The following is a 19,322-nucleotide window of genomic DNA, read 5'->3' on the forward strand; positions in this document are numbered from 1 at the left end:
GCACGTACTGCGAAACAGTGGCTTTACGTGACCGCACCGGCCCGAAACACAACACATACCGCCGAATAGGGGTACGAACCGGACTGTGACCCCAGGCACAGCACGGTCCCTGACACGAACCAGGACGCGAAACAGACCGACGGCGGCTGCTAGCCGAGGTGGGCGCCGATCAGGTGGCCGAGCAGGAAGGTGACGCCGGCGGCGGCGGAGCCCAGGACCAGCTGGCGCAGTCCGCTGAACCACCAGCTGCGGGCGGTGACCCGGCTGACGACCGCGCCGCAGCCGAACAGCCCGACCAGGGCCAGCAGCAGGGCGGGCAGCAGGTCGGTCGCGCCCAGCAGGTAGGGCGCAAGCGGCAGCAGCGCGCCCAGCGCGAAGGCCACGAACGAGGACCCGGCGGCGACCAGCGGCGAGGGCAGGTCGTCCGGGTCGATGCCCAGTTCCTCGCGGGCGTGGACCTCCAGCGCGCGGTCGGGGTCGGCGGTGAGCTGCTGCGCGACCTCGAAGGCGAGCTTCGGCTCGACACCGCGCTCGACGTACAGCTGCGCCAGCTCGGCGAGCTCCTCGTGCGGGTGGCGGCGCAGCTCCAGCCGCTCGGTCTCCAGCTCGGCCTGGACCACCTCGCGCTGCGAGGCGACCGAGGTGTACTCGCCCGCCGCCATCGAGCAGGCGCCGGCCACCAGCCCGGCCAGCCCGGTCAGCACGATGGTGCCGTGGCTCGCGTCGCCGCCCGCGACCCCGGCCATCAGCGCGAAGTTCGAGACCAGGCCGTCCATCGCGCCGAACACCGCCGGACGCAGCCAGCCGCCGTTGACGTCCCGGTGGGTGTGCGCGTACGCCTCGGCGGCAGCGGCTATCGAGTCGGCGGTCACGGTGTCGGAGGAGAGCGAGGCAGCGGTTGCGGCGGGCGTGGCGGAAGGCGAAGTCAGGGTCACCCGGGTGACGCTAACGGGTTCGAACGGCGCCCGCCAGCAAGCCAGTACTGCCTTACCCACCCCATCTGACCTGCAAGGTTAGCCTTGCCTTCACGCAACGTCACGCGATTCGGAGGCTCAGCCGTTCAGGTCCAGGACAGGGACGCCTGCGTCCTTGTACGCCTCCGGGGTCATGGTGGCGATCACCGCGCCGTCAGGTCGCTCCAGACTCGGTCGGGCCGCGTGCACAGCTGCGCACATCGCGGCGGAGAGCTTCCCACCGCGTAGCTCGCAGATCGCCAGCGCGGCTTCGAAGTCCAGGGGAACCGGGTGCAGCATCTCCAAAGCGCCTACGTAGGCCGCGAGAGTGGGACCGCGCTCGTCGGCGTCCAGGATGCACAGGGTCGGCATCCACAACCGGAGATCACCGCGCCGCTCAGCCTCGACCAACAGCGTGGATGCCTTCCAGTTACCTGCGGCCAGGACGAGGAGCGCCGTACCGTCGAGGACCACATGCGCATCACTCACGCGGCAGCCTCCCTGCCCTCCCTCGCAGGAAAGAGCGCGTCGAGCTCGGCACTCAGTCTGACCTGATCGGCTTCCGTGACCAGGTACCCGAACTGCTCCGCCAATTGGATTCGGGTCCGCTCGGCCCGCTCGGCCCGCTCGGCCTCGGTGAGCGTGGTGCGCGCCAGCTCGGTGACGAGTTCGCCGATGGTGGTGCCCCGGGACTCAGCGAGCACCGCGAGGCGGTCACGCACTGTCATCGGCACTTTGATCGTGGTAACAGGCTGCTTCTCCATGATGCCGAGTATACCATCGGTATACCCGCCTTCAGATGTAGAAAGCTCGGCGGACGCGGCGCAGCCAGGCGTCGGCGGCGGCGGTGTCGGGGGCCGACGGGAGCACCCCCGGGCGTTCGAACAGGGCCTGGGCGCGGGTGAGCAGGGACTCGCCGTGGGCCGGGTCGGCCGCGATCCGCTCGCCCAGGCTGCGGACCTGGTCCGGGTCGGGCAGCCGGATCGTCAGCCGGCCGGTGGTGTGCAGCTCCTCGGCCTGCCGCAGCAGCCGGACCAGGTGCCGGGCGTGCTTCGCGGCGCGGCCGGGCATCGTGGCCGGGTCGCGGGTCTGCAGCTTCCGGAGCTGCTGGACCGCGTAGCCGAGGTAGGCGTCGCGGACGCCGCGCTCGGACAGCAGCGAGCCGCGCAGGGCTATCAGCTCGTCCGCGAGCGGGGTCCGGACGTCGTAGGACTCCAGCCAGAGCAGCTCGCTCGCGGTCGGGTTGCTGCTCAGCATCAGCCGCACCGCCTTGCCCGCCTCGTGGAAGGTGCGGTCCGGGGCGGTGCTGACCTGCGACTCCTTGGGCGGGTGCAGGCCGTGCAGCTCCTCCGTCGGCACGGCGAACATGCCGAGCACGTCGATGTCGGAGCCCTCGTGGGCGAGGCCGTAGGCGGTCGAGCCGACGACGCCGGCCAGGAGCACGTTCATGGTCGGACGGTAGCCAGGCCGGGCGCTCGGCGGCCACGGGTTTTCGGTCCGGCGACACGCCCGGGTGCGTTGTTGTCCCGCTCAGCGGGACAAGTGCCGATTGCGCTCGGCCTCGCCGAGCCGGCCGTCAACCATCTCCAGGACCGCGTCGGCGTGGTGCAGCAGCTCCCGGTCATGGGTGACCAGCAGCGTCGCCGTGGCGTGGGCCCGGGTGGCGTCCGCCAGCAGCGACATGATCTGTGCGCCGCGCTCGTGGTCGAGGGCGGAGGTGGGCTCGTCGACCAGCAGCACCGACGGCCTCGGGAACAGCGCCCGGGCGATGTTGACGCGCTGGCGCTCGCCGCCGGAGAGCTGGTGCGGACGGCGCTGCTGCTTGCTGCCGCTCAGCCCGACCGAGTCCAGCAGCGCCGCCGCGCGGGGCCGCTCGGCCCGGACGCTGCCGCCGGACAGGTGGGTGACCACCAGCAGCTGTTCCAGCGCGGTGAGCGAGGCGGGGAGGTTGGACTGCTGGAAGACGATGCCGATCCGCTCCCGGCGCAGCGCGGTGGCCCGGCGTCCGCCGAGCCCGGAGGCGTCCTGGCCGTCGACGACGACCCGGCCGGAGTCGGGGCGCAGCAGCGTCGCGGCCACGGCGAGGAGGCTGGACTTGCCGGATCCCGAGGGCCCGACGACCGCGGTGAGCTCGCCGGGGGCGACGGTCAGGCTGACCGAGTCGAGCGCGGTGAGCCGGCGGTCGCCGTCGGGGTAGGTGAGGACGATGTCGCGCAGGTCGAGACCGGCGGCAGGGGTGGCGGTGCTCATCGGTTGGCTCCCAGGGCGGTCAGCGGGTCGACGGAGGTGATGCGGCGGACCGCGAGGGCCGCGCCGGCCAGCCCGAGCACGACGATGGCGAGGACCGGGACGGCGACGGTGCCGGCCCCGAGCGCGAAGGGCACGCCCGATCCGGCCGCGCCACCGCCCCCTCCGCCGCCGCCGGCGATCGCGCCGCCGGCCAGGCCGAGGGCCGCGCCGGTGAGGGTGCCGAGCAGCAGCAGGATCAGCGCCTGGCCGAGGGCGTCCCGCACCAGGTAGCCGCTGGACGCGCCGACGGCTTTGAGCAGCGCGATGTCGGGGCGGCGCTGCACCGTCCAGACGGTGAAGAAGGCGCCGATGACCAGCGCGCTGACCGCGAACAGGAAGCCCTGGATGAGTTGGAGGCTGCCCTGCTCGGCGGAGTAGCCGTCGATGCCGGCCAGGGCGGCGGAACGGGACACCGCGTCGGTGTTCTGGGCCCGGTCGAGCGCCGCGACACCGCTCGGGCTGCCGCTGACGGCGAGGACGTTGGGCCGGCTCGCGCCGCTGACCTGCTGCCAGGTGGCGAGGCCGGTCCAGACGGCGGGCGCGTGGCCGTAGGAGCGGTCGGCGGTGAGGCCGGAGACGGTGAGGGTGACCGTGCCGAGGGTGACCGTGCTGCCGAGGGTCAGCCCGTCGGCGGCGGCGGTGCCGCGGCCGACGGCGACCTGGCCCGCCCCGGGCGCGCTGCCGGAGGCCAGCGGCGGCAGCAGCGCGGCCGGGCCGCCGAGGACGCTGACCGAGGTCGCGCCGCCGCCGGAGGTGAGCCTGGACATGGCGACGCCCAGCGGCGAGACCGTGCCCGCGCCCGGCGCCGCCGCCCAGGCGGCCTGCTGCTGCGGGTCGATCCCGCTGTTGCCGAAGGAGACCTCCGGGGTCGCGCCCCGGGGCGCGCCGAAGACGATCGTCTGCGCCGGCAGGCCGGTCACCGCCGAGGAGGCGTCGGCGGCGAGGCCGCCGGTGAGGCCGTAGAGGAACACGACGAGAGTGGTGATGAGCGTGACGACCGCCCCCATCAGGGCGAAGCGCCCACGGGCGAAGCGGATGTCACGCAGGGCGACGAACAAGGGGTTCCTCCGACGGGACTGCAGCGGACCGGACTGTCCTCCACCCTCCGCGTTGCGCGGCCCGCCGCCATCAGGGAGATGAGTGGTCCCGAATCCATCGAAAGGTTGATGCCGCTCGGCATCCGGTTCCGGCCCCCACGCCCGTAGGCTCGACGGTTGTGACCAGCACCGACGTCCCGCCCGACCCCGCCGCCCCCGACCCGGCGCCCGGCCACCGCCCCGCGCTGCGGCTGATGCGCTGGGCCCTGCACGCCATGTTCTACGCGCTGCTCGGCGCCGCGCTGCTCGGCGGCGTCGGCGCGGCCGCCGTCGGGCTCGGGGTGCTGCTCGGGCTCGGGTACGCGGCGGGCGGGCTGCCGCTGCTCCGCTCGCACCGGGGCTGGACGTACGGGTGGCTGGCCCTGGTGACCGTGCTGTGGGTGGCGCTGACGGCGCTCGACCCGGCGGCCGGATATGTGGCCTTCCCGCTGTTCCTGCTGGTGCTGCACCTGCTGCCGCCGCGCTGGTCGCTGCCGGTGGTGGTGCTGCTGACCGCCGTGGTGGTGGCCGCGCAGGCGACCACTCCGGGCGGTCTCGACTCGGCCAAGGTGATCGGGCCGAGCGTCGGCGCGGTGGTCGCGGTGCTCACCGCCTACGGCTACGCGGCGCTGTACCGGGAGAGCGCGACCCGGCAGCGGCTGATAGACGACCTGGTGCGCACCCGGGACGAACTGGCCGCGACCCAGCGCGAGGCCGGCCGGCTGGCCGAGCGGCAGCGGCTGGCCCGGGAGATCCACGACACCCTCGCCCAGGGGCTGTCCAGCATCGTGCTGCTGGCCCGTGCGGCGGAGTCGGCGCTGCCCGCCGCCGCGCTGCCGGAGGCGTCGGCGGCCCGGGAGCGCATCCGCGAGATCGGCGCGACCGCCTCGGACAACCTGGCCGAGGCCCGGCGCTTCGTCGTCGACCTCACTCCCCCGTCGCTGCAGGACTCGACGCTGCCCGAGGCGCTGCGCCGGGCGGCCGGCGGCGGAGCCGCGAACGGCGGGAGGGCGAACGGCCGGACCGGACCGGAGGTCGCCTTCCAGGTCGACGGCGACCCGGTGCCGCTGCCGGTGGAGGCGGAGGTGGCGCTGCTCCGGCTGACCCAGGAGGCGCTGGCCAACGTCCGCCGCCACGCCGGGGCCGAGCGGGTCGCGGTCACCCTCTCCTACCTGGACGACCAGGTGACACTGGACGTCTACGACGACGGCCGGGGCTTCGACCCGGACGGCCCGGAGCGGTCGGAGCGCGGCCCGGGCTCCGGTTTCGGACTGCACGGGATGCGGGAGCGGATAGCGGACCTCGGCGGCGACTTCGCCATCGAGTCCGCGCCCGGCGAGGGCACCGCCGTCGCCGCCTCGCTGCCGCTGCCGGCGGCACCGCTCAGGGAGGACCGACGATGATCCGGGTGCTGCTGGTGGACGACCACCCGGTGGTGCGGCGCGGGCTGCGCGCGCTGCTGGAGGAACTGCCCGGGCTGGAGCCGGTCGGCGAGGCCGCCGACGGCGCGGAGGCCCTCGCGCTGCTCGACCGGTTCGCCCGGGACGGGCAGCCGGGCCCGGACGTGGTGCTGATGGACCTGCAGATGGGCGCCGGGATGAACGGCGTGGAGGCGACCCGGCGGATCACCGCCCTGCCCGACCCGCCGCGGGTGCTGATCCTCACCACCTACAGCACCGACGCGGACATCCTCGCCGCGGTCGAGGCCGGGGCCACCGGCTACCTGCTGAAGGACGCCCCGTCGGAGGACCTGGCGGGCGCGGTGCGGGCGGCGGCACGCGGCGAGACGGTGCTGGCGCCGCCGGTCGCGGCCCGGCTGATGGGCAGGGTCCGGGCCGGCCGGCCGACGCTGTCGCCGCGCGAGAGCGAGATCCTGGGCCTGCTGGCCGAGGGGCTGGCGAACCGCCAGATCTCCAAGCGGCTGTTCATCAGCGAGGCCACGGTCAAGACCCACCTGGTGCACGTCTACGACAAGCTCGGAGTGGACAGCAGGACCGCGGCCATCGCCGCGGCCCTGCAGAACGGCCTGCTGCGCCCGCCCTGAGGGGTGGGGCCGAGCGGGCGCAGCGTGCCGGTCAGCTGTTGGGCGAGGCCAGCGCCGAGGCGGAGGCGGGCGTCAGCGTCCCCAGCGGCTTGCCCTTGTTGGCCGCGTCCACGGCCGCGATCAGGCTCTGCGGCGAGATGCTGACGCCGTTGTAGGTCGGGTACGCGCTGGTGCCGTTGAGCAGGATGGTCGGTGTGGAGTTGTAGCCGGACTTGTCGAAGTCGGTCTCCACCGCCGTCACCCACGCGCCGAAGGTGTTGTTGTTGACGCAGGACTCGAACGTGGGGGTGTCGAGTCCCTTCACCTGCTTGGCCAGGGTGATCAGCTTGCCCTTGTCGGCCCAGGCGTCGTCGGTCTCGTCCGGCTGGTTGGCGTACAGGACGTCGTGGTACGGGTGGAACAGCCCGACGTTCTGGGCGCAGCCGAGGGCGTTGGCGGCGTTCTTGGAGCCGGTGTCGCCGGGGTTGTGCCGGTCGATGAAGGACACGACGTGGTACCGGATCTGGATCTTGCCCTGACCCAGCAGCTGGTTGACGGTGGCGTGGAAGGACTTCTCGAACTCGCCGCAGGCCGGGCAGCGCGGGTCCTCGTAGATCGTGAGCGTGGACGGCGCATTGGCGGCACCGACCGGAACCTGCAGGTTGTTGCTGCCGGTGGTGCCGGCCGGCGCCTGGGCGGCGCTGTAGGAGGTGGTCTTGCTGTTCATCACCAGGATGCCGACGACCACGGCCACGACCAGCACCGCCAGCACGGTGCCCGCCACGGCGAGTTTGCGCAGCCGGCGGGCCTTGGCCTGCTCGGCCGCCCGCTCCTCCTGCATCCGTTCCCGGGCACTGCGCTTGCCGTCGTTCTTCTGACTCATTGTGCTCATATCAACCAACTGCGAGGGGACAGGGTCTGCCGGCGGGACCGCCGGCGACGCTCACTCGGCGGCTAGCCACCGGTCGAGCGACAACTTGGCGGCCGGCCGCCAGAGCAGCCAGGCCGTGAGGATCAGGAACCCGGTGTCCCGGAGGATCTCCTGGAGGTACTCGGTCTTGGACGCGGCCACGGCCCCGCCGCCGCCGAAGCAGCCGCAGTCGATGGCGATGCCCCGGGCCCACACCGAGGCGATGCTCGCGATGTAGACCAGCAGCAGCACCCCGGAGACGAAGGCCGCGATCCGGGTGCCGAGGCCGATCAGCAGCAGCAGCGCCACGGCGAGCTCCAGGAACGGCAGTCCGTAGCCGAACGGCCGGACCAGCGACTCGGGCAGGATCCGGTAGGCGCGGACGGCCTGGGCGGCGGTCTCCGGGTCGGAGACCTTGGCCAGTCCGGCCCAGGCCCAGACCACGGCCAGGGCCAGCCGCGCGGCTGTGCCGATCCAGTCCAGGACGTCGGCCGGCACCCGGCGCAGCGGTCCGCGCGCCACCGCCCCTCGGGCCACCGGTGCCTCCGCCTCCCCCTGCTGACTCGTGATCATGTGAGGTCCCCTCCCTGCGTGGTGTCAGCTCCGCCGGGCCGCGGAACTGCGGACGAACGACTCTAGCGCCGCCGGGTCGCTGAGCAGGTCGTGATGGACCCCGAGGTCGACCTCCTGCCCGTCGAGCGCCATCGACGGCGTACCGAAGTGCACCTGGGCGGCGGTGTAGGCCTGTTGGGCCCGGTCGACGAAGTCGCGGTGGGCGACCTCGCGGACCTCGCGGTCGAAGTCGGGGCCGCGCAGCCCGGGGACGGCGGAGGCGATGTCGAGCAGCCGGTCGGCGGTGAAGCCGTCGACGCCCTCGGCGGGCTGGTTGGCGAAGAGCAGGGCGTGGTAGAGCGGGAAGCCGCCGTGGTCCAGGGCGGCGCGGGCGGCGTTGGTCGCCAGCACCGCGCCCGGTCCTGGCAGCCGCTCGTCCAGCGAGGACTCCAGCACGTAGCGGATCAGCACCTCGTGGGCGGCGGCCATCCGGGCCAGCGTCGCGCCCTGGGCCCGCTCGAAGTCACGGGTGGTGCTGCAGCGGAAGTCCTCGAACAGCGTGAGCGTGGAGGGCGAGTCCCGGTAGCCGACCTCGATCGCGGCGCCGTCGGCGCTGAGCGCGGCCGGCAGCCCGAGCAGCACCGCCTGCTGGGCGACGCCCTCGACGGTGTCGGCACCGGCCAGGTCGGAGCTCTGGGCGGGCCGGACCGGGCGCGGGGCGGGGCGAGCGGGACGCGGGGCGGGGCGGAGCGGACGCGGGGCAGGGTGCAGGTGGGGGCGCGGCGCGGCCGGACGCTCCGGGGCGAAGCGCTCCGCGGTGTCCGCGAGCGGGATCGTCGCCGGCGCGCTCGCCGCCGCCCGCTCGATGCCGCTCCGGTTCAGCGCCTGGCCGACGCTGGACTCACCGCCGACGGCGACGGCGAGCGCGGCCACGGCGACGGCGATACGGGCCACCTGGGCGCGGTGAGACACGGCCACGGGGGGACCTCCTCAGATCGCGTTGGTGCGCACGGGCTGCGTGGGCGCACAAGCGGCGTCGTACTGACGCCACCTGCCGGATCATCAACGAGGAGGGAACGGACCGGGACACGCGCCACGCGGCAACTCACCCGAAGGAGTTACCGCGTGGCGGATTCGGAGCAGTCGACCGGAGCACGCTCCGGCGCGGGCGGGGGCCGGCGGCTGCGTCAGCGGCTGCGTCAGCGGCGGCGGACGCCCCCGGCCAGCTCGGCGGCCAGCTCGCGCACGGCCGCGTAGCCGGCCTCCGGGTCCGGCGCGTCCAGCAGCCGCTGGACGAAGGCCGAGCCCACGATGACGCCGTCGGCGAAGGCCGCGACCTCGGCCGCCTGAGCGGCGGTGGAGACGCCGAGGCCGACGCAGACCGGGGTGTCGGTGGTCGCCCGGGTCCGCTTGACCAGGTTCTCGGCCAGCTCGCCGACCTGGGTGCGGGTGCCGGTGACGCCCATGACGGCGGCGGCGTAGACGAAGCCGGTGCCCTTGGCGGTGATGGTGGCGAGCCGCTCGTCACGGCTGGACGGGGCGACCACGAAGACCGTGGCGAGCCCGTGCAGCTCGGCGGCGGCGAGCCAGTCCTCCGCCTCCTCGACCGGGAGGTCCGGCAGGATGCAGCCGGCTCCCCCGGCGGCGGCCAGGTCGGCGGCGAAGCGGGCGACGCCGTAGTGGTCGACCGGGTTCCAGTAGGTCATCACCAGCACCGGCACCGCCGGGTTGGCCGAGGTGACCTCGCCGACGGTGGCCAGCACGTCGCTGATCCGGACGCCGTTGCGCAGCGCGATGTCGTCGGCGGTCTGGATGGTCGGGCCGTCCAGGACCGGGTCGCTGTGCGGCAGGCCGATCTCGACCACGTCGCAGCCGCCGTCGATCAGCGCCTGGACGGCCTTGCCCGCGCCGGGGATGGTCGGGAAGCCGGCCGGGAGGTAGCCGACCAGGGCGGCCCGCTGCTCCGCCTTGGCGGCGGCCAGAGTGGTGTTCAGCTGCTCGTTCATCAGTGCTGCCCCGCCTCGTCGAGCAGGCCGAAGTACTCGGCGGCCGTGTGCATGTCCTTGTCGCCGCGTCCGGAGAGGTTGACCAGGATGGTCGCCTCCGGGCCGAGCTCGCGGCCGAGCTCCAGCGCCCCGGCGAGGGCGTGGGAGCTCTCGATGGCCGGGATGATCCCCTCGGTGCGGGACAGCAGCCGCAGCGCCTGCATGGCGGCGTCGTCGGTGCAGGGCCGGTACTCGGCCCGGCCGGTGTCCTTGAGGTAGGAGTGCTCGGGGCCGACGCCGGGGTAGTCGAGCCCGGCCGAGATCGAGTGGCTCTCGATGGTCTGGCCGTCCTCGTCCTGGAGGACGTAGGTGCGCGAGCCGTGCAGCACGCCCGGGTCGCCCTTGGTCAGGGTCGCGGCGTGGCGGGGGGTCTCCACGCCCTCGCCGGCAGCCTCGATGCCGACCAGCCGGACGCCGGCGTCCGGGATGAAGTCGTAGAAGATCCCCATGGCGTTGGAGCCGCCGCCGACGCAGGCGACGACCGCGTCCGGCAGCCGGCCGGTCCGGTCCAGCACCTGGGCGCGGGCCTCGATGCCGATCACCCGGTGGAAGTCGCGGACCATCATCGGGAACGGGTGCGGCCCGGCGACCGTGCCGAAGAGGTAGTGGGTGGAGTCGACGTTGGCGACCCAGTCGCGGAACGCCTCGTTGATGGCGTCCTTCAGGGTGCGGCTGCCGGAGGTCACCGGGACGACCTCGGCGCCGAGCATCCGCATCCGGGCGACGTTCAGCGCCTGCCGGACGGTGTCGACCTCGCCCATGTAGATGGTGCAGTCGAAGCCGAACAGCGCCGCGGCGGTGGCCGTGGCCACGCCGTGCTGGCCGGCGCCGGTCTCCGCGATCAGCCGGGTCTTGCCCATCCGCCGGGCCAGCAGGGCCTGGCCGAGGACGTTGTTGATCTTGTGCGAGCCGGTGTGGTTCAGGTCCTCGCGCTTCAGTAGGATCCGGGCGCCGCCGGCCTCCTCGGAGAAGCGGCGGACATCGGTCAGCGGGCTGGGGCGCCCGGTGTAGTCCTTCAGCAGGGCGGCGAGCTCCGCGCCGAAGGCCGGGTCGGCCTTGGCCTTCTCGTACTCGTCGGCGACCTGCTCGACGGCGGCGACCAGCGCCTCCGGAATGAAACGGCCGCCGTAGGCGCCGAAGTATCCGCGCGCGTCAGGAGTGCTCCCGAACACGGCCGGGGTGATGTCGTCGGACGACATGTGATGGTCCCTCAGGTAATGGGTTCCGATGGGGTGGTGGGTCCGCGCGGCAGCGACCGGCGTCCGGAATCCCCACGCAGTGGTTCCACCGCGTGTGGGTTCCCGGAGACTGGGTCAGCTGCCGTCGGCGCCACGCCATCGACGTCCCGGCACCTGACCGGGCTCGGCACCGATCACGTACCGTACCCGGCGGCCCAGCACTCGGCGTGCGGGCGCGCGGCAGCCGCGTTGGAGGACGTAGCCGATGCGTACCGGAGGGTGCGGGGTGGGCGCGAGGTACGAGTGCCCACCCCGCGCCCGGAGGGGAGCAGCGGCTGCGTCCGACCGTCGGAACAGCTTGCAACCGGGCTGGAGGCGGGCGGAGAGGGCCATCGGGGCGGGGTCAGCCCCGTCCGTGCCGGATCGCGGGGTGCGCGCCGGCGGCGACCAGGTCGGCAACGGCGGCCCGCGGGTCGCGGCCGGTCACCAGCGACTCGCCGACCAGCACGGCGTCCGCGCCCTCGTTGGCGTAGGCGATCAGGTCGTGCGGCCCGCGCACGCCGGACTCGGCGACCTTGACGATGTGGTCCGGGATCGACGGCGCGACATTGGCGAAGGTGTCCCGGTCGACCTTGAGGTCCTTCAGGTTCCGCGCGTTGACGCCGATGATCCGGGCGCCGGCGTCGACCGCCCGCGCCACCTCCTCCTCGTCGTGCACCTCGACCAGCGGGGTCAGCCCGATCGACTGGGCCCGCTCGATCAGCGACTCCAGCGCGGGCTGCTCCAGCGCGGCGACGATCAGCAGCGCGAGGTCCGCGCCGGCCGCGCGGGCCTCCCACAGCTGGTAGGCGGTGACGATGAAGTCCTTGCGCAGCACCGGCGTGTCGACGGCGGCGCGGACCGCGCGCAGGTCGTCGAGGGAGCCGCCGAAGCGGCGCTGCTCGGTGAGCACGGAGATCGCGGCGGCGCCGCCCGCGGCGTAGTCCGCCGCCAGCGCGGCGGGGTCGGCGATCGCGGCCAGCGCGCCCTTGGACGGGCTGGAGCGCTTCACCTCGCAGATCACCCGGACGCCGTCGCCGCGCAGCGCCGCGACTCCGTCCTTGGCCAGCGGGGCCTTGGCCGCCTGCTGCTTGAGCTCGTCCAGCGACACCCGGCTCTGGCGCTCCGCCAGGTCCTCCAGGACCCCGGCGATGATCTCGTCGAGCACGCTCACGGGGCGCCCCCTTCTCGGGTGTACGGAGCGGCCGTCCGTTGACGGCCCGCAGTCGATGCTATCCGCCGTGCGGACCACCGCCCGCATCGAGCATCGCGGAGTCTCGCCAACCGGACAGCGGCGGGGCCCGCCCACTGGCCGCTCGGAGGTCACCCAGAAGCCACTCCCGGGCCGCTCAGGAGCCGCTCAGGACCCACTCGGCAGCCGCTCAGGGGTGCCCGGAGGCCGCTCAGGGGGCCAGGAAGGCGCCGAACGGCAGGTTCCGCAGGACGCTGAAGGCGAGCACCGCGATGATCAGCGCGGCCACCGCCGTCGGCCCCGGCGACCGGGGCACGGTGCGCAGTCCGCGCGCCGAGCGGTGGGCCCAGCGGGCCCAGTACAGCACCGCCGCGGTGCAGCCGACGACGACCAGGGCGTTGTCGTGCAGCGCGGTCGGCAGGTCGCCCCGGGTCAGGGCGTGGACGCAGCGGAGGCCGCCGCAGCCGGGGCACCACCACCCGGTGAGCCGCAGGAACGGGCAGACCGGGTAGTGGCCGGGGTGGTTGGGATCGACCACCCCGACATAGGCCGTGGCCGAGGCCACCGCCGTGAAGGCCGCCGCGGGCCCGACCAGGGCCCGCCGCGCGGTCGTCGGCGCCGTCGTCAACGCGACGTCAGATACCGGTGCCGACCGGGGACTTCTTGCTGGGGGTGTAGTGGGCCTTGTCACCGGGCTTCTTGCCGAAGCCGGCGGCGGACATCAGCTTGCCGACGACGGCGCCGAGGGCGGCGATGACCAGGCCGACAGCGACCAGCACGGGGCTGGGTCCCCAAACCATGGCCACAGCGGCCAGGATGAAGCCGATGAACGAGACCCCGACACCGGTCCAGGCTGCGGTGGTGTGTCCGTGGGCACTACCCGACATTACTGCTCCTTGGTTCTCTGGATGGCTCTCGAAGTCATTGTTCCGTACGCCGGTCCGTGCCGCCGTCCGGGGTCGCCGCTGGGGCTTCCGGGGGTCGGCCGGCCGGGGTCAGGCGGTCGGGTCCTCGCCCCGGTCCAGCGCCTTCCACAGGTCGTTCGGCGACGACGGCTCGGTTCCGGCGGTCCGCTTCGCCGCTGCTCCCGGCGCGACGACCCTACGGCCGGTGGGGGCCTCGTAGCGCGAGGACATGCCGGGCCAGTCACGCCCACGGGTGATCACCAGCACTCCGGCGAGCAGCAGCAGCACCCCGCCGAGGGCGGCCAGCCACGGCCACGCGGCGTGCGAGACCTGGCCGACCGTGGCCTGGGAGAGGCCGACGGCGGCGGCGGCCCGGTGGTCCAGGGCGGCGCTGCCGGTGGCCGCGCCGATGCTGACGGCGGCCGCGCCGGCACCGGCCAGCGCGAGCAGCGCGCCGACCAGGCGGCGGCCGAACCCGCGCACGGCGAAGACCGCGACCGCGGCGGCCAGCCCGACCAGGGCCAGCGCACTGGGCACGCCGGTGGTCTGCGAGCCGCTGGCGCTGATGTGGAGGGTGCTGTCCTGGAAGGCCACACTGCCCCGGGCCCAGGTCTGCCCGACCGAGAGCAGCACGACGGCCGCGCCGACCACGGCGAACAGCAGCATCAGGCCGAGGCTGCGCCGGTCCGGGCTCGGCTGCGCGGGCGCAGCGGCGTCGGCGGCGGGCTCGCTGGGGGCGTCGCCGGGGGCGTCGGCGGCGGGCTCGGCGGCAGCGGGAGCGTCGGCGGCGGCAGCAGCCTCGGCGGTTTCGGCGGCGGGGTCTTCGGTGCGGGGCGGGGGCAGAGCGGTCACCGCTCCAGTCTGCCCTGTCCTCCCGCCGCCACCGGACGCAGGGTGCTCGCCGTGGCGACGGCGCGCAGCACGGCCGCCGCCTTGTTCCGGCACTCGGCGTCCTCGTTCTCCGGGACGGAGTCGGCGACGACCCCGGCCCCGGCCTGGACGTAGGCGCGGCCGTCGCGGATCAGCGCGGTGCGGATGGCGATGGCGGTGTCGGAGTCGCCGGCGAAGTCGAGGTAGCCGACGCAGCCGCCGTAGAGGCCGCGGCGGGTGGGCTCCAGCTCCTCGATGATCTGCATGGCCCGGGGCTTGGGCGCGCCGGAGAGCGTCCCGGCCGGGAAACAGGCGGTGAGCACGTCGAAGGCGGTGCGGTCGTCGGCGACCCGTCCGGTGACGGTGGAGACGATGTGCATGACGTGGCTGTAGCGCTCGACCGTCATGAACTCGACCACCTCGACGCTGCCGGGCGCGCAGACCCGGCCGAGGTCGTTGCGGCCGAGGTCGACCAGCATCAGGTGCTCGGCCCGCTCCTTGGGGTCGGCCAGCAGGTCGGCCGCGAGGTCGGCGTCCTGCTCGGGGGTGGCCCCGCGGTGCCGGGTGCCGGCGATCGGATGGACCATGGCCCGGCCGTCCTCGACCTTGACCAGGGCCTCCGGGCTGGAGCCGACGATGTCGAAGGCCGCGAAGTCGGCGGTGCCCGCGAACCGCAGCAGGTACATGTACGGGCTGGGGTTGGTGGCGCGCAGCACCCGGTAGACGTCCAGCGCGCTGGCCGGGCAGGGCACCTCGAACCGCTGCGAGGGCACCACCTGGAACGCCTCGCCGGCCCGGATCCGCTCCTTGACCGTCTCGACGGCGGCCCGGTAGGGCGCACCGCCGAAGGGCGAGACGGCGTCGACGGCGGCGACCGGAGTGATTGCGGCGGCGCCGGTGTCGACCGGGCGGGCGAGGTCGGCGGTCATCGCGTCGAGCCGGGCGACGGCGTCCGCGTGCGCGGCGTCCAGGCCGGTCGGGCGGTCGTCGTGGTTGACCGCGTTGGCGATCAGCAGCACCGAGCCGTCGTTGTGGTCGAGCACGGCGAGGTCGGTGGCGAGCAGCATGGTGAGCTCGGGCAGCCCGAGGTCGTCGGGCGCCAGCACCGGCAGCTTCTCCAGCCGACGGACGACGTCGTAGCCGAGGTAGCCGACCATGCCGCCGGTGAACGGCGGGAGCTCGGCGTCGTGGTGCAGGTCGCGCGGGGTGTGGAGGGCCTCGACGGTGGCCCGGAGCACGTCCAGCGGGTCCCCGGTGGTGGGCACCCCGACGGGGGGCGAGCCGAGCCAGCGCGCGCCGCCCTCGGCGTCGACGGTGAGCGCGGCGGCGCTGTGCACCCCGATGAAGGAGTAGCGCGACCAGCGCCCCTGCTCGGCGGACTCCAGCAGGAAGGTGTTGGGCCGCTCGGCGGCGAGCTTGCGGTAGAGCCCGACGGCGGTGTCGCCGTCGGCCAGCAGCCGCCGGGTGACCGGGATGACCCGGCGGTCCACGGCGAGCTTGCGGAAGGTCTCAAGGTCGGGGGTGACAGTGCCGGTGGTCATGGACGCGCAGCGTAGCCGAACTGCACGGCCCGGGGCGTGGTCCCGGACGCGGTCGCGCTCGACACGGTGCTGCAAGTCCCAAGCTTTCCGGGGGCGGTTGGCCTAGGATCGGCCGGGATATGGACGACTATCGATTCGCCGGTCGCGACGGCGTGGAACTCGCGTGTCGCGAGACCGGGTCCGGCCGGCCGCTGATCCTGCTGCACGGTTTCATGGGCGCGGGTTCGCAGATCCTGGACGGCTGGGCCGCCGGATTCGTCGAACAGGGGCGCCGCGTCGTTATCCCGGACTTCCGTGGCCACGGGGAGAGCTCGAAGCCGCACGATCCCGCCGCCTATCCGTCGGACGTACTGGCCGATGACGGGCTCGCCCTCGTCGACCATCTCGGTCTCGGCGAGGGCGAATACGACCTGGGCGGCTACTCACTCGGCGCCCGGACCGTGCTGCGCATGCTGGTACGGGGTGCCAGACCGGGCCGCGCGATCGTGGCCGGGCAGGGACTGGCGAAGGTGACCGGTCCCCAGGGCGAGGCGAGCCAGCGGGTGCTCACCGCGCTCGTCGACGGCGTCGCGATCGAGCCCGGCTCGCGCGACGCCCTGATCGCGCAGTGGATCTCCAAGCTCGGCGCCGACCGCCAGGCCCTGCTGCACGTGCTGGACTCGCTCGTCCCGACTCCCGAGGACGCCCTGCGTCGGATCACCACCCCGACGCTCGTCGCGATCGGCGACCGGGACGAGCGCTCCGACGCCGACGAGCTGGCCGCGCTCCTGGGCGACGCCCGGTTCGTGCGCGTGCCGGGAGGCCATGAAACCGCGTTCGCCGCGCCCGAGTTGGCCGCGGCCATGGCCACGTTCCTCGCCGAACGCTGACGCCGACGGACCGAGGGCGGCCCGGACGGGGATCACCCCCTGGCGCACCCCGGGCCCCGGTCGGGTGCGCAGTGACCAGGACTTCGTGGAACGTTGGTGTGCGGAGGCCGCAGCGCGGGCCACACCGGGCAGCCCTCTGCTCGGGTAACGCCGTTGCGGCAACATCGACCAGGTCGCCGAGGACACGGGGCACGCGAACGCTTTCGGGCTCCGACGACCTCCGGGGCTGGGACGAGCGGACACCGCAACACGCTTGGAAAGCGTCTTGCGGGCAACCCCTCACGAGTTCGAATCTCGTCTCCTCCGCACCCGCCCAGCAGGGCAGATGCAGGGCCCGACCGCACTGCGGTCGGGCCCTGCATCGTTCTCTCGGGTCGCTGTTCGACAGCGGCCTGCTTCAGTTGTGTACGGCTACCCGGGGCGCTGTTGCGGTCAGGAGCTCGGCGTGTCGACAGGGACGGCGCAATCCTGGATTCGGCCGTCCCATGTGCCGAGGAGAATACGGACCAGGTCGAGATCACCAGGCCTCACCTGGTCCGACAACCGGCGGTTGTGGAAGTGGCGGATCGGCTGTTGGCCGGTTGCGGTGGCTCCGGGGTCTAGTGGTGCACGCACCCGCAGCACCACCGGCCTCGGTCCGGGGAACGGCAGTCGGCGCGAGCCGCTCCGACGAGGTGCTGGGCCCCGCCGTCCATGGAGTTGGAGCACCTACGACCGTGACCGCGTTCTTCGACATACCCGACCTGCTGCCCGCCTTCATCGCCGGCAACTTCTCCCGAGTGGTCGGTGCCGGAGCGGACCCTTTCGAGTACGACCGGGTGACCGCCGCTCTCAAGTCACTGTACGACTGGACCGCCGCCCTGGAGCACACCGGGCGTGTCCATCTCGCCGCCGGAGAGCTTGCCGAGGCGGCCGGCCACAGCGTGTCGGCGGCAGCCTCCTACCGGACTGCTGCGGCCTGGATGCACTGCGCGACGGTGCTTCCGCACCCCGATCGGGCGGCGCTTGCCCGCGCCGAGAGCGGCGCCGACCGGGCAATGCGCCGCTCGCTCGCGCTACTGGAACCGAACGCGGTAAGGATCGAGGGTCCGGGATTCGTCGGCTGGCTCCGCAGCCCTGCCGGTGTCGCGCGGCCGCCGATCGTAGTGATCGTCCCCGGCCTGGACTCGAGCAAGGAGGAGTTCCACGACGTGGCCGACGCCCTGCTCGGCCGGGGCCTGGCCGTCGCCGTCGCCGTCGTCGACGGTCCGGGACAGGGACTGCTCGCGGCGAGTTCCGCCCCCGATCCGGACTACGACCGAGTCGTGGGCGCAGTCCTGGACAGGCTTGCCACCCGTCCCGAGTCGGAGCCCGAGCTGGACCACGACCGGGTCGGCGTGATCGGGTTGAGCATGGGCGGCTTCTACGCCGCCGTGGCCGCCGCGCGCGACCCACGGGTGCGTGCGACGGCCACGGTGAGTGGACCCACCGTGCTGGACTGGGAGCAGTTGCCCCTGTTCGTCACCGAGACCCTCACCCAACGATGCGGATCGGCAGACGCAGCAACGGAGTTCGCGCTCTGCTTGGACCTGACGCCGATCATGCGCACGATTCCAGGACCACTGCTGGTGATCGACGGGGGCAGGGACCTGATCCCGGGGGTGACCAACGGCGCGCCCTTGGCCGAAGCCGCCCCGCAGGGTGAGTACCTGCTCGTCCCGCATGGCGACCATCTGTTGGGCAATGCCAGAGCGGAGTGGCTGCCGGCCACGGCCGACTGGCTCGCCGCTCGCCTGCAGGAAACGACCCGATTCACGGGCGGCGGTCCCTGACCGATGATCAGCCCGGTCGCGTGCCTGGTCGGGGTGTGGCTGGCCATACCCATGGTGGATGGCGGGCCGCAGTGACCGGGTGAGCGTGCTGCGCGAGGGTGATCGGCATGACTACGGCACCGGTTTGACCCCGTAGTTCGGGTGCCGTCCGCTTGCTCGATCGAGTCGAAGGAATCTCCATGTCCACGCACGCATCACCGCCGCCGGCCGCAGCTGTCTCCGGGCGGGTGCTCGCCCTGCTCACCGCCCTTGCTGTGACGCTCGGCGCCGCTTTCGTCCTCGCGCCGGGCAGGCTGGCGGCGGGGCCCTCCGACGGGGGCTTCGGTGAGCGGCGCAACCTCATCGCGACGCTCCGTCAGGGATTCGTCGAGTACTGGAAGTCGGGCGACCGGAGCTTCTCGCCCGAGCTGGAGCGGGTGGTCGACTACTGGTACCGCTACCACGTGGTCAAGGCGGTGTGCGCGGCGCTGCTGCTGGTTGTGCTCGTGGTGCTGGGCGTGCTGCTCTGGAAGGCGTTCCTGCGGGGCACGACAGCCCTGAGGACCGGAGCGCTCGCCTCGGCCGGGGTCGTGGTCACGGTGCTCGCGCTCGGCTCACTGGCGGCGTTGATGGCCAATGTGCAGGGGGCGACAGCGCCGTTCTCCTCGGTGGTCTCGATGCTGCCGCTCGGCGCGCCGGACGGACAACTCGCCGGTGTGGTCGGCCAGGTCCGGCAGGATCTGGCCCACTACTCCGGCGCGGACGGGCAGCACACGCCCGCCGTCGAGGTGATGGTCAACGACTTCGGGCGGTACCACGCCGTGTTGGCCGTGGCTGCCTCGATCGTGGCGGTCGTGCTGATCGGCCTGAGCGTGCTGGCGTGGAAGCGGTTTGCCGGGGCACGGGCTCGGGGGGCTGGGCGGCAGGAGCGCCGGGTGCGCCGGCTGTTGGGGGCGCTCGGGGTTGTCTCGGTGCTGTTGTCGTGCGCCACGATCATCATTGTGGTGGCGAACGTCGGCACCGCGGCGGACCCGGCGCCGGCGCTGCTGGGGTTCTTCGAGGGCGGTTGGTGAGGCGCCCCAGGTCCTCA

22 protein-coding genes are annotated in these 19,322 nt (G+C 73.5%); 5 read left to right on the plus strand and 17 right to left on the minus strand.

Annotation, left to right across the window (positions count from 1 at the left end; all coding sequences use genetic code 11):
• Positions 1 to 149: 149 nt before the first annotated feature.
• From BS75_RS08735 to BS75_RS08760, 6 genes are all read right to left on the minus strand, one after another.
• Complete coding sequence (locus BS75_RS08735; RefSeq protein ID WP_042437708.1) at positions 150 to 872, minus strand: VIT1/CCC1 transporter family protein; 723 nt, start codon at positions 870 to 872, stop codon at positions 150 to 152.
• A gap of 180 nt (positions 873 to 1,052) precedes the next feature.
• Positions 1,053 to 1,442: a PIN domain-containing protein gene (locus BS75_RS08740; protein WP_034087805.1), complete on the minus strand. Its 390-nt coding sequence runs from the start codon at positions 1,440 to 1,442 to the stop codon at positions 1,053 to 1,055.
• The gene (locus tag BS75_RS08745; protein ID WP_034087806.1) at positions 1,439 to 1,717 is read right to left on the minus strand and encodes a hypothetical protein; all 279 of its coding nucleotides are present in this window, start codon (positions 1,715 to 1,717) and stop codon (positions 1,439 to 1,441) included. The genes BS75_RS08740 and BS75_RS08745 overlap by 4 nt, the downstream gene beginning before the upstream one ends.
• 31 nt (positions 1,718 to 1,748) lie before the next feature.
• Entirely contained in the window at positions 1,749 to 2,402 is a 654-nt protein-coding gene (locus tag BS75_RS08750; RefSeq protein WP_034087807.1) for a nucleotidyltransferase domain-containing protein, read from the minus strand.
• A gap of 81 nt (positions 2,403 to 2,483) precedes the next feature.
• Complete coding sequence (locus BS75_RS08755) at positions 2,484 to 3,203, minus strand: ABC transporter ATP-binding protein (protein ID WP_034087808.1); 720 nt, start codon at positions 3,201 to 3,203, stop codon at positions 2,484 to 2,486.
• Entirely contained in the window at positions 3,200 to 4,300 is a 1,101-nt protein-coding gene (locus BS75_RS08760) for an FtsX-like permease family protein (RefSeq protein WP_034087809.1), read from the minus strand. The genes BS75_RS08755 and BS75_RS08760 overlap by 4 nt, the downstream gene beginning before the upstream one ends.
• Positions 4,301 to 4,458: 158 nt before the next feature.
• On the opposite strand from BS75_RS08760, the gene BS75_RS08765 reads away from it, so the two are divergent.
• Together BS75_RS08765 and BS75_RS08770 are read left to right on the plus strand one after the other, a co-directional pair.
• Complete coding sequence (locus BS75_RS08765; protein WP_231607720.1) at positions 4,459 to 5,721, plus strand: sensor histidine kinase; 1,263 nt, start codon at positions 4,459 to 4,461, stop codon at positions 5,719 to 5,721.
• Complete coding sequence (locus BS75_RS08770; protein WP_034087810.1) at positions 5,718 to 6,362, plus strand: response regulator; 645 nt, start codon at positions 5,718 to 5,720, stop codon at positions 6,360 to 6,362. The genes BS75_RS08765 and BS75_RS08770 overlap by 4 nt, the downstream gene beginning before the upstream one ends.
• A gap of 31 nt (positions 6,363 to 6,393) precedes the next feature.
• Here the strand turns inward: BS75_RS08770 and BS75_RS08775 are convergent, their stop codons facing one another.
• The 11 genes from BS75_RS08775 to BS75_RS08820 all read right to left on the minus strand — a co-directional run bounded on the left by BS75_RS08775 (position 6,394) and on the right by BS75_RS08820 (position 15,573).
• A complete protein-coding gene (locus tag BS75_RS08775) occupies positions 6,394 to 7,233 on the minus strand; it encodes a DsbA family protein (protein ID WP_231607721.1) in 840 nt (279 codons plus the stop codon).
• A 51-nt stretch (positions 7,234 to 7,284) separates the two neighbouring features.
• On the minus strand, positions 7,285 to 7,824 hold the full coding sequence (locus BS75_RS08780) for a MauE/DoxX family redox-associated membrane protein (protein ID WP_081982193.1): 540 nt from the start codon (positions 7,822 to 7,824) through the stop codon (positions 7,285 to 7,287).
• Positions 7,825 to 7,848: 24 nt separating this feature from the next.
• On the minus strand, positions 7,849 to 8,781 hold the full coding sequence (locus tag BS75_RS51395; protein ID WP_052069288.1) for a DsbA family protein: 933 nt from the start codon (positions 8,779 to 8,781) through the stop codon (positions 7,849 to 7,851).
• Positions 8,782 to 9,002: 221 nt separating this feature from the next.
• Positions 9,003 to 9,809, minus strand: coding sequence for a tryptophan synthase subunit alpha (trpA, locus tag BS75_RS08790; protein ID WP_034087812.1), 807 nt, complete (start codon positions 9,807 to 9,809; stop codon positions 9,003 to 9,005).
• Positions 9,809 to 11,047: a tryptophan synthase subunit beta gene (gene trpB / locus BS75_RS08795; protein ID WP_034087813.1), complete on the minus strand. Its 1,239-nt coding sequence runs from the start codon at positions 11,045 to 11,047 to the stop codon at positions 9,809 to 9,811. Before trpB ends, trpA begins: the two co-directional genes overlap by 1 nt.
• A gap of 114 nt (positions 11,048 to 11,161) precedes the next feature.
• Positions 11,162 to 11,293, minus strand: a complete 132-nt coding sequence (trpM, locus tag BS75_RS52175; protein WP_369405858.1) for a tryptophan biosynthesis modulator TrpM — start codon at positions 11,291 to 11,293, stop codon at positions 11,162 to 11,164.
• Between the two features lie 136 nt (positions 11,294 to 11,429).
• A complete protein-coding gene (gene trpC / locus BS75_RS08800) occupies positions 11,430 to 12,239 on the minus strand; it encodes an indole-3-glycerol phosphate synthase TrpC (protein WP_034087814.1) in 810 nt (269 codons plus the stop codon).
• A 229-nt stretch (positions 12,240 to 12,468) separates the two neighbouring features.
• Positions 12,469 to 12,885 carry a DUF2752 domain-containing protein gene (locus BS75_RS08805; protein ID WP_034087815.1) on the minus strand — a complete coding sequence of 139 codons (417 nt, stop codon included), beginning with the start codon at positions 12,883 to 12,885 and terminating at the stop codon, positions 12,469 to 12,471.
• A gap of 7 nt (positions 12,886 to 12,892) precedes the next feature.
• Positions 12,893 to 13,144 (minus strand): HGxxPAAW family protein, encoded by a 252-nt coding sequence (locus BS75_RS08810; RefSeq protein WP_042437664.1) that lies wholly within the window; start codon positions 13,142 to 13,144, stop codon positions 12,893 to 12,895.
• A gap of 108 nt (positions 13,145 to 13,252) precedes the next feature.
• Positions 13,253 to 14,014, minus strand: a complete 762-nt coding sequence (locus tag BS75_RS08815) for a TIGR02234 family membrane protein (protein ID WP_034087816.1) — start codon at positions 14,012 to 14,014, stop codon at positions 13,253 to 13,255.
• Complete coding sequence (locus BS75_RS08820) at positions 14,011 to 15,573, minus strand: anthranilate synthase component I (protein ID WP_034087817.1); 1,563 nt, start codon at positions 15,571 to 15,573, stop codon at positions 14,011 to 14,013. The genes BS75_RS08815 and BS75_RS08820 overlap by 4 nt, the downstream gene beginning before the upstream one ends.
• A gap of 119 nt (positions 15,574 to 15,692) precedes the next feature.
• Between BS75_RS08820 and BS75_RS08825 the strand changes: the two genes are divergently transcribed.
• The 3 genes from BS75_RS08825 (at position 15,693) to BS75_RS08835 (ending at position 19,305) form a co-directional block, all read left to right on the plus strand.
• The gene (locus tag BS75_RS08825; protein WP_034087818.1) at positions 15,693 to 16,442 is read left to right on the plus strand and encodes an alpha/beta fold hydrolase; all 750 of its coding nucleotides are present in this window, start codon (positions 15,693 to 15,695) and stop codon (positions 16,440 to 16,442) included.
• Between the two features lie 716 nt (positions 16,443 to 17,158).
• On the plus strand, positions 17,159 to 18,253 hold the full coding sequence (locus BS75_RS08830; RefSeq protein ID WP_231607722.1) for an alpha/beta hydrolase family protein: 1,095 nt from the start codon (positions 17,159 to 17,161) through the stop codon (positions 18,251 to 18,253).
• Between the two features lie 179 nt (positions 18,254 to 18,432).
• On the plus strand, positions 18,433 to 19,305 hold the full coding sequence (locus BS75_RS08835) for a hypothetical protein (protein WP_042437662.1): 873 nt from the start codon (positions 18,433 to 18,435) through the stop codon (positions 19,303 to 19,305).
• Positions 19,306 to 19,322 lie beyond the last annotated feature (17 nt).

This window comes from Streptacidiphilus albus JL83 (genome assembly GCF_000744705.1).
GTDB classification, from domain to species: Bacteria; Actinomycetota; Actinomycetes; order Streptomycetales; family Streptomycetaceae; genus Streptacidiphilus; species Streptacidiphilus albus.

Bases quoted from the DNA above. Each gene is read 5' to 3' on its own strand.
- trpB (WP_034087813.1), bottom strand. From the start codon at position 11,047: ATGTCGTCCGACGACATCACCCCGGCCGTGTTCGGGAGCACTCCTGAC.
- trpA (WP_034087812.1), bottom strand. From the start codon at position 9,809: ATGAACGAGCAGCTGAACACCACTCTGGCCGCCGCCAAGGCGGAGCAG.
- BS75_RS08820 (WP_034087817.1), bottom strand. From the start codon at position 15,573: ATGACCACCGGCACTGTCACCCCCGACCTTGAGACCTTCCGCAAGCTC.
- BS75_RS08825 (WP_034087818.1), top strand. From the start codon at position 15,693: ATGGACGACTATCGATTCGCCGGTCGCGACGGCGTGGAACTCGCGTGT.
- BS75_RS08745 (WP_034087806.1), bottom strand. From the start codon at position 1,717: ATGGAGAAGCAGCCTGTTACCACGATCAAAGTGCCGATGACAGTGCGT.
- BS75_RS08835 (WP_042437662.1), top strand. From the start codon at position 18,433: ATGTCCACGCACGCATCACCGCCGCCGGCCGCAGCTGTCTCCGGGCGG.
- BS75_RS08750 (WP_034087807.1), bottom strand. From the start codon at position 2,402: ATGAACGTGCTCCTGGCCGGCGTCGTCGGCTCGACCGCCTACGGCCTC.
- BS75_RS08755 (WP_034087808.1), bottom strand. From the start codon at position 3,203: ATGAGCACCGCCACCCCTGCCGCCGGTCTCGACCTGCGCGACATCGTC.
- BS75_RS08780 (WP_081982193.1), bottom strand. From the start codon at position 7,824: ATGATCACGAGTCAGCAGGGGGAGGCGGAGGCACCGGTGGCCCGAGGG.
- BS75_RS08775 (WP_231607721.1), bottom strand. From the start codon at position 7,233: ATGAGCACAATGAGTCAGAAGAACGACGGCAAGCGCAGTGCCCGGGAA.
- BS75_RS08770 (WP_034087810.1), top strand. From the start codon at position 5,718: ATGATCCGGGTGCTGCTGGTGGACGACCACCCGGTGGTGCGGCGCGGG.
- BS75_RS08810 (WP_042437664.1), bottom strand. From the start codon at position 13,144: ATGTCGGGTAGTGCCCACGGACACACCACCGCAGCCTGGACCGGTGTC.